Here is a 14135-nt window from a genome sequence, read left to right as displayed (position 1 = left end):
GCCAGCCCACGGGCCACCGCGCGACGCACCGCGTATCCCCGCCCTCACTTTCCGTCACGGAACGCGACGGCTCCGGTCACCAGACCCCTCGAGCCATGCGTCGAGACCTCAAAGCCCTTCTCTGCGGCATCAGCCCCCTGCTGGGGCTCCTCCTGTCCGCCGCCTGCATGGGAGAAAGTTTCCACGGAGACGCGATCGGAGACGGTGGCGCCGGAAACGTCCAAGGGACGACCGGTGCGGGCAACGGCGGCAGCGCCAGCACGGGCGACGCCGGCAGCGCCAGCACGGGCGATGGCGGCAGCGACGGTGATGGCGGCAGCGACGGTGACGGCGGCAGCGACGGTGATGGCGGCAGCGACGGTGACGGCGGCAGCGACGGTGACGGCGGCAGCGACGGCGGCGGCGGCGCAGCTCCGGCGGGGCGCTCCTGCAAGCGCGGCATCGCGTACGGCCATCACTCGGTCGCGGACCTCTCGGCCCTCTCGGCCAGCGTCGGCTGGTGGTACAACTGGGCGAGCCTCCCCGACGAGGAGCTCCGGGGCGGCGACCACGTCGCGCTCGGCGTCGAGTTCGTACCGATGGTCTGGGGCGGCCGCTTCGACGCCGACCAGGTGAAGGCGGCGATCCCGGCCGGGGCGAAGTACCTGCTCGCGTTCAACGAGCCGAACTTCTTCTCTCAGGCCAACCTCTCCGCCGCGGAGGCCGCCGCGCTGTGGCCGCAGATCGAGGAGATCGCCGACGAGAAGGGGCTCCAGATCGTCTCGCCGGCCGTGAACTTCTGCGGCGGAGGCTGCCACGAGACCGACCCCTTCGCGTACCTCGACGCCTTCTTCGCCGCCTGCGAGGGCTGCCGCGTCGATTTCATCGCGGCGCACTGGTACGCTTGCGACAGGCCGGCGCTCGAGTGGTACCTCGGCGAGCTCAAACGCTACCGGCGCCCGATCTGGCTGACCGAGTTCTCGTGCGGAGACGGCGCGGATCGGTCGCCCGAAGCGCAGGCCGCCTACATGCGAGAAGCGGTGCCCCTCCTCGAATCGGACCCCGACGTCTTCCGGTACGCGTGGTTCTCCGGGCGGACCGAGGCGATCCCCAACGTGGACCTGCTCGGCGAGAGCGGTGAGCTCACCGCGCTCGGCGCGCTCTACGTCTCGCTCCCCCACGCGGAGAGGTGCAGCCCGTGACCGCCCGCGCGGCGGTCGAACCGTCGATGCCTCCCGCCGGCGGCGCGGCGCCCGCCGTCCCCACGGCCGGCATCCAGGCCGCGCCGCTCGACTTCGCCGAGGTGTACGAGGAGGTCTTTCCCTTCGTCTGGCGGACCGTGCGTCGCCTCGGCGTGGACGCCTCGGCGCACGAGGACGTGTGCCAGGAGGTGTTCGTCGTCGTGCACCGGCGGCTCCCGGAGTTCCAGGGCCGCTCGTCGCTGAAGACGTGGGTCTTCGGGATCGTGGTCAACGTCGTGCAGGCGCACCGGCGGTCGCTGCGCCGCAAGAGCCCGGCCCACCGCGGAACGGGAGAGACCGTGGACCCGGAGCTGCTCGCAGGGCCGAGCAACCTCAGCCCCTACGAGGCCATGACAAGGGCGGAGGCCGCGCGCGTGGCGCACGACCTCCTCGCGTCGCTCGACGAGGAGAAGCGCGTGGTGCTCCTCCTCGCCGAGCTGGAAGAGATGCCGGTGACGGAGATCGCGCAGGGTATCGGGGTGAACATCAACACCGTGTATGCGCGGCTGAGGGCCGCTCGACAGGCGTTTTCCGACGCGGTGCAACGCCACCACGCCAGGATCCGAGGAGGCCGCAATGGATGAGCTGGAGGCTGGCGAGCGGGCGCTCCTGGACGCCCTTCGCGACACGGACGAGCCGACCGACGACGACCGGCGGCGGATGCGCGCGGCCGTGTGGGCGAGGCTCGGCCTCGCCGGGACGGCGGCGACGGCCATGTCCGTGAGCGCCGCCAAGGCCGCGGGAGCCGGGACCGCCGGCTCTGCGGGCGCCGGCGCCGCTGGCTCCGCGAGCGCGGCGGCGGCGGCGCACGCCGTCGGTCCCGCCGCGAGCGTGGCCGCGACCGCGAGCGCGGCGGCGGCGGCGCACGCCGTCGGTCCCGCGGCCGCGGGCGTGGCCGCGACCGCGAGCGCGGCGGTCGCGAAAGGGGCGGCCCTCACGCTGCTCGGCGCCCCGCTGAAGATCGGGCTCGCGACGCTGGTCGTGGGCCTCGCGACGGGCGCGGCGCTCCACTTCCCGGCGTCCGGCGAGGCGCCCGACGCGCCGCGCGCCCAGGAAGCCGCGAGGATCGCGGACCCGATGCCCCGAACGCCGCACGCCGCCGCCCCGGCCGGCGCCTCGCGCGCCCGCGACGACGCGCCTCCTGCGGCCGAGGCGAGCGCCCCCGCCGGGCCCGGGGCCGCCGCCTCCGCCGGGGCCGCTGCCCCCGCCCAGGCCAACGACCCCGCCAGCACCGGCGCCCCCGCCAGGACCAGCGCCGCGCCCGCGACGGCGACCGCGGCGCGCGCGCCGGCTTCGCGCACGCCCGCGCCGGCCGCGGCCGCCGCCGCGAGACCGGGCTCCAAGGGGCTCGACGCGGAGATCGCGCTGCTGCGCGACGCGCAACAGGCGCTGCAGGCGGGCCAGTTCGCGCAGGCGCTCTCGAAGCTCGACGAGCACGCCAGCCGGTACCCGCGGGGCGTGCTCTCGACCGAGCGCGAGGCGTCGCGCGCCATCGCGCTCTGCCGCTCCGGCCGCGCGGCGTCGGGCAGGGCGATCGCGGCGAAGCTGCTCGCGCGGAGCCCGGGCTCGCCGCTCGCGACGCGTGTGCGCGCCGCGTGCGGGCAGGAGGAGTAGAGTGCCCATGTGCACGTCTCCAGGTGGGCCCGGGCCCCGTCGGCCCTGCAGGCGCTGATCGTCGCGGCGGGGGTCCTGCCCGCGAGCGCCCTCGCGGCGCCCGCCGAGCCGCGCATCATCGACCTCCGCTGGGAAGCGCCCGACGGGTGCCCGCCGGTCGACGAGGTCCGGAGCGAGATCGCGCGGCTGCTGGGGGCGTCGGAGCAGCGGCAGCCGATCGAGGTCGAGATCGCCGTCGCCCGCAAGCGCGGCGCGCGCCTCCGGCTCGACCTGCGCATCCGCGCGCCAGCGCCCGGCGAGCGGGTCATCCACGGCCACGACTGCGCGTCCATGTCGCGGGCAGCGGCGCTGATCGTCGCGATGTCGATCGATCCCGACGCGGTCGCGCGGAACGCCGCCGCGCAGCCCGCCCAGCCCGCGCAGCCTGAGGCGGCTGCCGCCCCCGTGCCCAGCGCGCCGCCTCCCGCGCCGGACCGCGCGCCGCGCCGGCCGCCTCCCGCGTCAGCCCAGCCGCCTTCGCCGGCCGAGCGCGATCTGGAGGGGGCGCTCTGGGTGAGCGCGCAGGTCGAGCAGGCGCTCGTGCCGGCGATCGGCGTCGGGCTCGCCGCAGGCGGCGGGATCCGCAGCGGCTGGTTCCGCGCCGACGGGGCGGCCGGCGTGGTGCCGTCGAGCTCGAGCCGCATCGCCGGGACGGCCGCCGGCGCCGAGTTCCGGCTCTGGTTCCTCGAGGTCGACGCGTGCGCGCGCGCCATCGAGCTCGAGCGCCCCTTCGGCGTGTACGTCTGCGCGCTCGGCCGCCAGCACTGGCTGCTCGCCCGGGGACGCGAGGTCGACGAGGCCTTCGCCCGCACCGCGCCGATCTTCGCGGCCGGGCTCGGGACGCTGGCCGAGTGGCGCATCGCCGCTCCGCTGAAGATCGAGGGAGCGCTGCACGTCGTCGCCCCGCTGCGGCGGCCGCGCTTCGTCGTCGAGAACCTCGAGGGGACCGTCTATCGCCCCCCGGCCGCAGGTCTCAGCGCCCGCCTCGGCCTCGCGCTGGCCTTCTGAGCCTCAGGGCCGATCCGGGCCGGCGTTCCACGCGGCCTCGATCGCGCAGCCGGCCAGCGCCTCGCCGTAGATCCGCAGCTCGTCGTAGCGCCCACCGAAGTACGGGTCCGCATCGAACTGGGACCGCCCGAGCCAGTTGTTCACGTCCTGGATCCCCGAGAGCGGAAAGCCGACAGAATCGCTGCCGAGGAGCGCGCCATCCAGGTAGAGGGCCAGGGTCGCCCCCGCGCCGTCGAAGACGACGGCGACCTGATGGACCTCGCCGTCCTCGAGCGTCGGCTCGGCGTGGATCGCCACCTCGCCCGTCACGCCGCTGTCGCTCGCGAGCGCGGAGACACCCCGCACGTCGGCGCCCGTCGAGGGGGTGATCACCAGGTAGGATGTCCCCACACCCCCCTCGCCTTCGACGGGATCTTCGCCTCTGCTGGTGAGGCCGAAATCGACGATGCGCAGGTAGGCGCCTCCGCGGTCGCGGACGACCCAGACCATGACGGTGACGTCGCGCAATCCCGCCAGGAGCCCCGCCGGCAGATCGACGTAATCGTCCACGCCGTCGAGGGTGAGCCCCCCTCCGCCGTCGAGGCTCGCGCCGCCGAGGATCGCGCCGTCCGCACCTCCGATGAGATCGGCGACGACATCTCCCACACCGTCGAACGTGTACCGATGTGTCGGCGACGGCAATACATCACAGGGGACCGCGCCGTTACCCCCTCCACCACCGCTGCCCGCCTCGCCGCCGCTGCCCGCCTCGCCGCCGCTGCCGCTCGCCGCTGACGCGGTATTCATGCGGCCCACCGCGATCTCCACGTCCGCCCCGCACCCGGACAGCCCGAGGAGCAACGCCATCACCGTAGTTTTCTGCGGGCAGGGCACGCCCTGATCTTAATGCCCCCGCGTGGACGATTTGATCACGAAATCGACGCGCTCCGGACACGAGGGGACGACTGCCGAATCCACACGCGGGAGACGACGATGACGTTCAGACGTGACCGAGTGTTCGCGAGCCCGTGGCTCGCCGCCGGGGGATGTCTCCTGGGCATCTCGTGCACTGGCATCCTCGGAAGCCAGGACGATGGAGGCCAGGACGATCCAGAGCAAGGCGCCTCCGTCGCGATAGACGGGATGCCCGTGCACCACATGACAGCGTCGGAGTACAATAACACCGTCGCCCACCTCCTGGGAACGCGCCTGAGGCCCGCGGAGAGCTTCCCCGCCTTCGGCGCGAAGGGCTTCGACGCGAACGTCAACGCGCTCTCGAACCTCTCGCAGGTCCTGGTCCAGGGGTATTACGACGCCGCCAAGGAGCTCGCCGCGGACGCCTTCTCGAACGAGGCGCAGCGCGCCGCGATCCTCGTGTGCGATCCGGCGGAGGGCGCGGACGACGGGTGCGCGCGCGAGATCATCGAGCGCTTCGGGCTGCGCGCCTTCCGCCGCCCGCTCGAGGCGGCGGAGCTCGACCGGTATGCGGCGCAGTACGCCCACGCGCAGACCACCCTCGAGATGTCTCCCGTCGAGGCGGTGCAGCACGTCGTCCGGACCCTGCTCACGTCCCCGAATTTCCTCCTGAGGATCGAGGTGGGACCCGACTCCGAGAGATCGCCGGGCGCCCTCAACGGCCACGAGATCGCGTCGCGCCTCTCGTACCTGCTCTGGAGCTCGCTGCCGGACGAGGCGCTCTTCGACGCGGCGGAGGGCGATGAGCTCGCCACCGAGGACGAGCTCCGGCAGCAGGTCGACCGCATGCTGGATGACCCGAAGAGCGCCGCCTTCTTCCAGAACTTCTTCGGGCAGTGGCTCGGCACACGCACGCTCCCCAGCCACAACGCCGACGCGACCCGGTTCCCGAGCTGGAACGACGAGGTGAAGGGCGCGATGCTCGACCAGGTCAACGCCTACTTCGCGAGCTTCACGACGGGCGGGCGGCCCTGGTCCGAGTTCCTCACGGCGCCCCACCCGGAGAGCCGGCTGCTCGAGCCAGTCTACGAGAACGACCCCGAGGGCGTGCGCGAGGGGTTCCTCACGCTCCCAGCGTTCCTGACGCTGTCGTCCCGCGCGGACCGGACCTCTCCCACCTCCCGCGCGAAGACGATCCTGGAGCAGCTCTTCTGCGTGCCCCTGGTGCCGCCCGCCAACGTGGACATCCCGGAGCTCGGCGCCGCGGGCGGGGACGAGGGCCCCGTCGAGAACGTGCGCCAGGAGCTCGAGAAGCACCGCGCGTCGCCCGACTGCGCGAGCTGCCACGACGTGCTCGACCCGATCGGGCTGAGCCTGGAGATCTTCGACCCGATCGGCGCCTACCGGACCGCGTACCCGAACGGCGACCCGATCGACGCGACGGGGGTGTACGAGGGCGTGGCGTTCGAGGACATCTCCGGCCTCGTGCCGGCGCTCGTGGAGGCCGCCCGGACGGGGACGTGCCCCACCGAGCAGCTCTTCAGCTACGCCGTGCGCCGGCGCCCGAGCGGCGGGGACCGGACCAGGATCAAGGAGATCTCCGCGCGCTGGGACGGCGGGACGATCGCGGATCTGGTGAAGCGCGTGGTGACCAGCGAGGCGTTCCGCCTTCGAGCGAAGGACACGTCGCGGTGAGGCGGCCCGGGTTGTTTCTGCACAGGACCAGGCACGAAGGAGCGATGCGCACATGAAACGCTTGATGACACGCAGGAACCTGTTGCGCGGCGCGGGCGTCTGCCTGGCGCTGCCGTGGCTCGAGAGCCTCGCGCCGCGCGGGGCGCGCGCGGGGGAGCCCGGCACCCCGAAGCGCTTCGTGCTCTGCACCTTCCCGAACGGGGCGCCCCATCACTGGTGGGAGACGGCCCCCGCGTTCGGAAAGACGGTGAAGGGCGCCGACTTCAAGCTGCCGAGGGTGCTCGAGCACTTCGCGCCGGTGAAGTCGAAGATGCTCATGATAAGCCGCCTCGGCAACTACACGTGGAGCACGGAGCAGCACCCCTACATCGAGCCTTCCCACTCGCGGCTCGGCGCGGCGCTCTCGACCTGCGTGGACGCCGATCAGCTCGGGAGGGAGGCGCGCCAGGACCTCGGCGAGTGGGTGGGCAACGGCGTCTCGGTCGACCAGCTCATCGTCCAGAAGGCAGGCCCGGAGCAGGCGACCCGCATCCCGTCGCTGCAGACGGGGCTCGGGGTCAAGCCCGGCTTCTTCGACCAGCGCAGCTACGCCTACAACCAGGTCCTCTCCTGGAAGAGCCCGCGCGAGCCGCTGAAGCGCTCGGTCAACCCGAAGGCGGTGTTCGACGCGCTCGTCGGCGCGGGCGCGGGGTCCGCCGTGCCAGGGCAGAGCGACGAGGAGGCCAGGATCGAGGCGGAGCGCCGCGCGGCGACCGAGAAGAGCGTCATCGACGGCGTGCTCGCGGACGCGAACTCGCTCATGAACCGGGTCGGCTCCCAGGATCGCAAGATCGTCCAGCAGTACCTCGACTCGCTGCGCGAGATCGAGAAGAACGCGACCCACGTACAGTCGACGATGACCCCCCCGGCGGGCCTGGGCTGCAGCCCGATCAGCCAGCCCGGCGTGGTCCCCGAGCCGCCGGGCCAGGCGGAGGGGCTCAACGAGAACGACAACACGGGGGCCGGCCCGTACAAGCACGAAGATCACGCGAAGGTCATGATCGACCTCATCGTCATGGCCATTCAATGCGACGTGACGCGCGTGATCACCCACATGCACGACGACATGCGCTCCGAGTTCGAGTATCGGTGCATCCCGGAGGACGTCCGCGCCAAGGTTGGGCTCGCGTACAGGAGAGAGAGCAGCCTGCACTTCCACTCCTCCCAGCACGCCGCCGGCAACCTGGACCGCGTGACCCAGGACGGCCAGTACAAGATCATCCAGCAGAGCAACCTCGACTACGCGGCGATCAACTGCTGGCTCAACCAGAAGAGCGCGCAGCTCGCGCAGCGGCTCGACGAGATCCCCGAGGGCGACGGCACGGTGCTCGATCACTGCGTGATGGTGCACATGAGCGAGATGCGCTCGCACGATCACGACGGGTACGACCTGCCCATCGTGCTCCTCGGCGGCGACGGCGTCTTCCTGAACGACGCGCACGTCGCCTACGGCGCCCTCGGCAGCGATCGCCAGCTCCGCGATCTGTGGTTCACCATCATGAACCAGTACTACGGCCTTGGCGTCTCGTCGTTCGGCGAAGATCGCCGCGGCGAGCCGAACGCGCTGCTCGAGGAGATCTTGCGGTAGCGCGGGGAACCACGGTCTCGACGGCTGGGCTCACGTCGGAGGTCAAGCGTGATGATCGAACGCCGCTCACGTCGATGGGTGTCCGGGGGTCTCGACGTCGTGCTCGGGCTGCTCGTGACCTGCGCAGCAGGGCCCGGGTGCTCGGGCGACCCGTCGCCGGCGCCTCCCCCGCCGGTATTTCCCTCGCCTGGCGGCGGGGGCGAAGGACCCGGCGCGCCCTGCGCGGAGCCGAGCGATGGGCCGGCGCTGCCGCAGGCGTTCGCGCTGAACTGCGGCGGATGCCATGACGCCCACGGCGGGGCGACCGGCGGGTTTCCCGATCTCTTCGCCTTCGACGGCTCCCTGGAAGAGTTCACGAAGCAGGTGCGCACAGGCACGGATCGCATGCCGGCCTTCGACGAGCAGAAGCTCGCGGCGGACGACATCGAGGCCCTCTACGCCTATTTCTCGTCGGGAGCGCCGCCCGCCGCCACGTGTGGCGGCGGCGAGGTCGCTCCCGGCGAATGCTCCGGCGTGAGCGGCGACATCTCTCCCCTGTTCCCCGCAGCCACGGGAGGCAAGGCGATCACCACGACGGCCGCGGACGGGACGATCACGCTCGAGGCGGCGGGGCGCGTGCGCGGCCGCCACGAGCGAGAGGAAGAGTTCAGCCCGTTCCAGCCGCTGTATTTCGAGAACCGCAGCTACAAGTTCATCGTCGAGGACGCGATCCCGGCGGGCGGCACCACGATCAAGTTCACCTGGCTCCCGAACGCGGACGCGTCGGACAGCCAGATCATCAATTTCCGTTGCTGGTACACGGGCGACGGCAACGTGTTCCACTCGAACAACGGCATGGACCGGATCACGAGCACCCACTGGGAGTTCGTCGTGGACCGCAACGCCAGGGAAGGCAGGGAGATCCGCGAGGGCGATCTGCTCGAGTTCGAGTTCGGGGTGTTCCTCGACCCGAAGACCGTCGAGGGGAGGACCAGCTATTACAGCGACACGTTCCGCTACCGCGTCGGCAGCGGCGAGCTGACGCCCTTCGACGCGCCGAACGAGGCTGCCCTGTCAGGCGGAGACGGGACGATCCCCTACATCCACGAGGAGCCCCACCTCTATTACGAGCAGATGGCGCTGAACATCCAGGAGGGGTCGATCCAGCGCTTCCTCGAGGGGCGTCGCCTGTTCCATACGGACTTCGTCACCGGCGAGCACACCGAGAGCGGCAATCCAGCCCTCGACGAGCACGCCGGCAAGGCGGGGCCGCTCTCGAACCAGACCACGTGCGCGGGTTGCCACATCAACAACGGTCGCGGCGCCCCGCCCGAGCCCGGCGAGGCGATGGAGACAGCCGTCGTGAAGCTGTTCGGCGCCGGGGCGAGCGCGGACGGCAGGCCCACGGCACACCCGAGCTACGGAAGGCAATTGCAGAACATCAAGGCGCTCGACCGGAGCCCCGGCGAGGGCACAGCCACCGTGGCCTACACGGAGCAGCCGGGGCAGTTCCCCGACGGCACGCCGTATGTCCTGCGACAGCCCACGTTCCGCTTCAGCGGGCTCGCCGCGGGGCAGATCACGAGCTACTCGGTCCGCGTCGCCCGACCGGTCGTGGGCATGGGCCTCCTCGAGGCGATCGCAGAGGAAGCGGTGCTCGAGCGCGCGGATGGGATGGACTGCAACCAGGACGGCATCTCGGGCCGCCCGAACCTGATCCCGGATCCGGCGTCAGGGGTGCTGCGGACAGGGCGCTTCGGCTGGAAGGCGGGCAAGGTGAGCGTGCCCCACCAGGTCGCCGACGCGCTGGTCGCGGACATGGGCGTGACGACGAGCCTGTTCCCCGTCGAGGAGTGCGGGGCGATGCAGGCGGGCTGTCAGGAGGGCGCGAGCGGGACGCCAGAGCTCTCCGACGAGGATCTCGACAGGATGGCGGCCTACATGCGCATGCTCGGCGTGCCGCCGCGCCGCGACACGGCGGATCCGGCGGTCCAGCGCGGCGAGGTGCTGTTCAGCCAGGCAGGGTGCGCGAGCTGCCATGTCCCCACGATGAAGACGGGCAGCCACCACCCGTTCGTCGAGCTGCGCGATCAGATCATCCACCCCTACAGCGATCTGCTCCTGCACGACATGGGAGAAGCGCTCGCGGACACGTCGTCGAGCGAAGCCCTGGCGGGGCCGCGCGAGTGGAGGACGCCGCCGCTGTGGGGCATCGGGCTGCTCGAGGCGGTGAACGGACACACCCAGCTGCTGCACGACGGCCGCGCGCGGGATGTCGTCGAGGCGATCCTGTGGCACGGCGGCGAGGCGGACGCCGCGAAGGGGCGCTTCATGGCGCTCCCACGGGAGGACCGCGACGCCGTCGTCGCCTTCCTGCGCTCGCTCTGAGCGCGCGCCCGCTCTGAGCGCGCGCTCGCCCTGGCGCCTGCGGCCTTCCTGGCGGCCCGCTCGGGCGCTCGATCCGCGCGGCGTTCGGGGCGCGGACGGGGCGCGCGCCGCTCAGAGCCCCGAGCGGCGCGCCATGCGCTTCGAGAGCCATCGCGTCGGGCCCGGCGCCACGCGGGCCGCGAGGCTCGCCGCCTTCACGAACACGCTCGTCTCCAGCACCTCGCGGCCCGCCTCGACGGCGCGCACGATGCCCTCGGCGACCTCCTCGGGGCTCTGCGGCTTGTGGCCCGGCGGGCGGTAGCCGACGTTGTCGTCGGTCACCACGGCGTTCGCGCGGAAGGGCGTCGCGACAGGGCCCGGCCGCACGACGAGCACGCGCACGCCGCGCGACGCGACCTCCGCGCGGAGCGACATCGCGAGCGCCTCCAGCGCGAACTTCGACGAGGCGTACGGGCCCATGCGCGGCGTGGAGACGACCCCCGCGACCGACGAGACCATCACGACGGTGCCCTTCGCGGCCGAGAGCGGCTCGATCGCGAGCTGCGCGAGGCGCACCGGGGCGACGACGTTGAGCCGGTAGATCGTCTCGAGCTCGGCAGGGTCGATCTCCAGCGTGGGCGCGTAGTAGCCGCGCCCCGCGTTGTTCACGAGGACGTCGAGCCGACCGTACGCGCCGAGCGCCCGGTCGCAGAGCGCCTTGCGGTCCTCCTCGACGGTGACGTCCCCGACCACGGCGAGCGCGTCGCCGCCCGCCGCGCGCACCTCCGCGGCGACGCGCTCGAGCGCCTCCTGCCCGCGCGCGCTCAGCACCACGCTCGCGCCCCGCTTCGCCCAGGAGAGCGCGAGCGCTCGACCAATCCCGCTGGATGCACCGGTGATGACGACGACGAGGGCCATGTAGGCGAGAGTATACGCTCCTCGGTGGAGCCGAGAGAAATACGCCGCTCGCACCACCGCCGGCCAGCGGCGGCCCCGGCGCGCCCGGCGACCAGAGCGCGCCAGAGCGAGCGCCAGAGCGAGCGCCAGAGAGAGCGCCAGAGGCCGCCAGCGCCGCGCGGGCGTTGTTCGGCGAGGGTGGGATTCGTGCGCGCCGGTGCGTCCCGGCTGCTTCCGATCGCGCGCTTCGCCTAGCATGCAGCGCTCGCTTCGCCGCGCGCAGGGGCGACGACGCCCGGTCCGCGCGGCGACGCGCAGCCCGCTTCACCAGGTGCACATGAAGAAGCTCGCCGGAACGCTGTGGATGGGCTCACTGCTCCTCGCGGGCGCCGCCTGCGGCGGCGGGGCAGCCGGGCCGCCCTCGGGCGCAGGAGGGGACGGCAGCTCGGGCGCGGGCGGGCGTGGAGGTGGGCAGGGAGCAGGGGACAGCGGCGGCGCAGGAGGCCTGCGGTGCGCGGGATCGGACCTCGTGTGCCCCGAGGGCGCGCGGTGCCAGATCGACGTCGAGGGCGAGCCGTCGGGCTGCACCGCGGCGTGCGACGAGGGGCGCGCCTGCGGCGACGCGGCGTGCTGCAGCCCCGGCGCCGCGTGCGTGAACCGCGGCTGCAGGGCGGCCGACCTCGTGCTGGAGCCGGCCGAGCGCGCGGACGCGGTCGACTGGGTCAGCTTCGGCGAGGACGCGTGCGAGGTGCGCCGGGGCTGCGTCGGCGGGAGCGGGCGGCGGGCGCTGCTGCGCTTCCACGTGTCGCTCAGGAACGCCGGCGACGTACCGCTCGATCTCGGCGCGCCGTCCGAGAGCGACGTGTTCGAGCCGAACTTCTGCGAGGACAGCTACGTCGTCCCGCGCCTCTTCCGCGCGGTGCTCCGGCAGGGCGCCGCGACCGTCGCCGAGGCCGAGCTCGACGCGCGCTGCGTCGCGATGCCCGGCGGCAGGTACGACTGCGACGCGCAGGGCCTCGGGCCCGGAGAGCACGTGGAGCAGCCCGGCACCGTCGCGTGCAACGCGCTCGACGTGACCGGGGTGGGGGCCGGGCTCTACGAGCTCGAGATCACCGTCAACCCGGGGAAGACCGTCGCTGAGGCGCGCTTCGACAACAACACGATCGTCCTGCCTGTCGACTACCCGGCCTGCGACGGCACGATCTGCGGCGGCGCGTGCTGCCCGACCGGCCACGCCTGCAGGGCCGACGTCTGCATGGTGCCCGACCTGCGCCCGGACGAGGCGCGCATCGTCGACACGCTCCAGTTCTCGTACCAGACGTTCCCCGCGGACGCGTGCGAGATCCTGGAGGGGTGCATCGGAGGCCCGGGCCGGCGGCACCTCCTCCAGTTCGAGGCGCGCATCGAGAACACAGGGCCAGGCCACCTCGATCCCGGCCCCGAGTTCGACAGCCCGCTCTTCGAGTACGCGCAGTGCCACCAGCACTTCCACTTCCTCGACTTCGCCGATTACCGGCTGCTCGACGGGGACGGCGCGATCATCGCGCAGGGCCACAAGCAGGCGTTCTGCCTGGTCGACATGGAGCCGCTCGATCCAGAGGACCCGGCGCCGCGCGGCTTCCCGAGCGCGGGCGGCGCGGGGTGCAACTTCCTGAGCGCGGGGTGGGCCGACGTCTACGGCGTGGGCACGGCGTGCCAGTGGGTCGACGTGACGGGCGTGCCCGAGGGCGATTACCTCCTCCGCGTCGCGGTGAACCCGCGCGGCGCGATCGCGGAGCGGTCGATCGAGGACAACGTGGTCGAGGTGCCGATCCACGTCCCGGCGTACGCGCCGTGCGTGCCCGAGCCGGAGATCTGCGGGGACCTCATCGACCAGGACTGCGACGAGATCCCCGACAACGGCTGCGCGGGCGCCGGGTGCATCCGCCCGTCGACCGAGCTGTGCGGGAACGACCTCGACGAGAACTGCAACGGGATCCCGGACGACGGGTGCGCGCCGGTCCCGGGCGCCGATGCGTGCGCGACGGCGGCGGAGCTCACGGAGTCGATGGACTACGCCGCGGAGATCACGGCGGGGAACACCTCCGGCGTGGCCCTGCCGTGCGGCGGCGAGGGGGGCGAGGTGTTCTTCCGCTTCACGCTCCCGTCCGAGGAGGTCGTGTACCTCGGCACCCTGGATTCGGAGATCGACACGGCGATCGCGGTGCTGGAGGGCGACGGCTGCGACGGCGCCCCCGTCGGCTGCGCGGCGCGGAGCTGCGGCGAGCTCGCGCCGGGCGCGAACTTCGCGGCCAGGCTCCCGGCGGGGACGTACACGGTGGTGGTCAAGGCCGCGAGCCCCGGCGCCTCCGGCAGGGTGCGCCTCACGTTCGAGCGCGCGTCGTGCCTCGGCGAGGGGGCCGAGATCGTGACGAGCAGCGGGCTGATCCGCGGCGACACCACCGGGAGGCCGATCCCCCCGAGGTCCGCGTGCGGCGCGAGCAGCCCTGAGCAGACGTTCTACGTCCCCGTCTGCCCGGGGAGAGCCTTCATGGTGTCGTCGTGCGGCCTGGCGGACTTCCCGATGACGCTCAGGACGGCGGACGACGCGTGCAATCCGACCGCCGTCCAGTGCTCCAGACCGAGGGACGCGTGCGCGGGCGACCCCGAGGGGGCCAATGCGGTGATCGTCGCGGCGCGGCCGGGAGGGGGCCTCGGGGCGATCACCGTGAGTGGTCGTACGCCGGTGGATTTCGGGCCGTACGAGATTTTCGTCACGCCGTTCTGAGGACCGGAACGCGCCGCCGGAGGTGATC

General features: G+C 72.7%; 10 protein-coding genes. 8 read left to right on the top strand and 2 right to left on the bottom strand.

Annotation, left to right across the window (positions count from 1 at the left end; genetic code table 11):
• The first annotated feature begins 167 nt into the window (after positions 1–167).
• The 4 genes from WME96_RS07375 to WME96_RS07360 are packed head-to-tail and all read left to right on the top strand — an operon-like array spanning position 168 to position 3881.
• The gene (locus WME96_RS07375; RefSeq protein WP_437289457.1) at positions 168–1181 is read left to right on the top strand and encodes a glycoside hydrolase family protein; all 1014 of its coding nucleotides are present in this window, start codon (positions 168–170) and stop codon (positions 1179–1181) included.
• Entirely contained in the window at positions 1178–1804 is a 627-nt protein-coding gene (locus WME96_RS07370) for an RNA polymerase sigma factor (protein ID WP_437289456.1), read from the top strand. The genes WME96_RS07375 and WME96_RS07370 overlap by 4 nt, the downstream gene beginning before the upstream one ends.
• On the top strand, positions 1797–2834 hold the full coding sequence (locus WME96_RS07365) for a hypothetical protein (RefSeq protein ID WP_437289455.1): 1038 nt from the start codon (positions 1797–1799) through the stop codon (positions 2832–2834). The genes WME96_RS07370 and WME96_RS07365 overlap by 8 nt, the downstream gene beginning before the upstream one ends.
• 9 nt (positions 2835–2843) lie before the next feature.
• Entirely contained in the window at positions 2844–3881 is a 1038-nt protein-coding gene (locus tag WME96_RS07360; RefSeq protein ID WP_437289454.1) for a hypothetical protein, read from the top strand.
• 3 nt (positions 3882–3884) lie between these two features.
• Here the strand turns inward: WME96_RS07360 and WME96_RS07355 are convergent, their stop codons facing one another.
• Positions 3885–4727, bottom strand: a complete 843-nt coding sequence (locus tag WME96_RS07355; RefSeq protein WP_437289453.1) for a LamG domain-containing protein — start codon at positions 4725–4727, stop codon at positions 3885–3887.
• Positions 4728–4853: 126 nt separating this feature from the next.
• On the opposite strand from WME96_RS07355, the gene WME96_RS07350 reads away from it, so the two are divergent.
• From WME96_RS07350 to WME96_RS07340, 3 genes are read left to right on the top strand one after another with little or no spacing between them, the layout of a single operon-like run.
• Entirely contained in the window at positions 4854–6470 is a 1617-nt protein-coding gene (locus tag WME96_RS07350; RefSeq protein ID WP_437289452.1) for a DUF1592 domain-containing protein, read from the top strand.
• A 52-nt stretch (positions 6471–6522) separates the two neighbouring features.
• Positions 6523–8097, top strand: a complete 1575-nt coding sequence (locus WME96_RS07345) for a DUF1552 domain-containing protein (RefSeq protein WP_437289451.1) — start codon at positions 6523–6525, stop codon at positions 8095–8097.
• A 51-nt stretch (positions 8098–8148) separates the two neighbouring features.
• Positions 8149–10464, top strand: a complete 2316-nt coding sequence (locus tag WME96_RS07340) for a di-heme oxidoredictase family protein (RefSeq protein ID WP_437289450.1) — start codon at positions 8149–8151, stop codon at positions 10462–10464.
• 111 nt (positions 10465–10575) lie between these two features.
• Here the strand turns inward: WME96_RS07340 and WME96_RS07335 are convergent, their stop codons facing one another.
• Entirely contained in the window at positions 10576–11361 is a 786-nt protein-coding gene (locus tag WME96_RS07335; protein WP_437289449.1) for an SDR family NAD(P)-dependent oxidoreductase, read from the bottom strand.
• Between the two features lie 316 nt (positions 11362–11677).
• On the opposite strand from WME96_RS07335, the gene WME96_RS07330 reads away from it, so the two are divergent.
• On the top strand, positions 11678–14107 hold the full coding sequence (locus tag WME96_RS07330; RefSeq protein ID WP_437289448.1) for a lysyl oxidase family protein: 2430 nt from the start codon (positions 11678–11680) through the stop codon (positions 14105–14107).
• Positions 14108–14135 lie beyond the last annotated feature (28 nt).

It is taken from the genome of Sorangium sp. So ce406 (assembly GCF_051474675.1).
GTDB lineage: Bacteria > Myxococcota_A > Polyangia > Polyangiales > Polyangiaceae > Sorangium > Sorangium cellulosum_G.
This window is presented reverse-complemented; position numbering and strand designations above follow the sequence as displayed.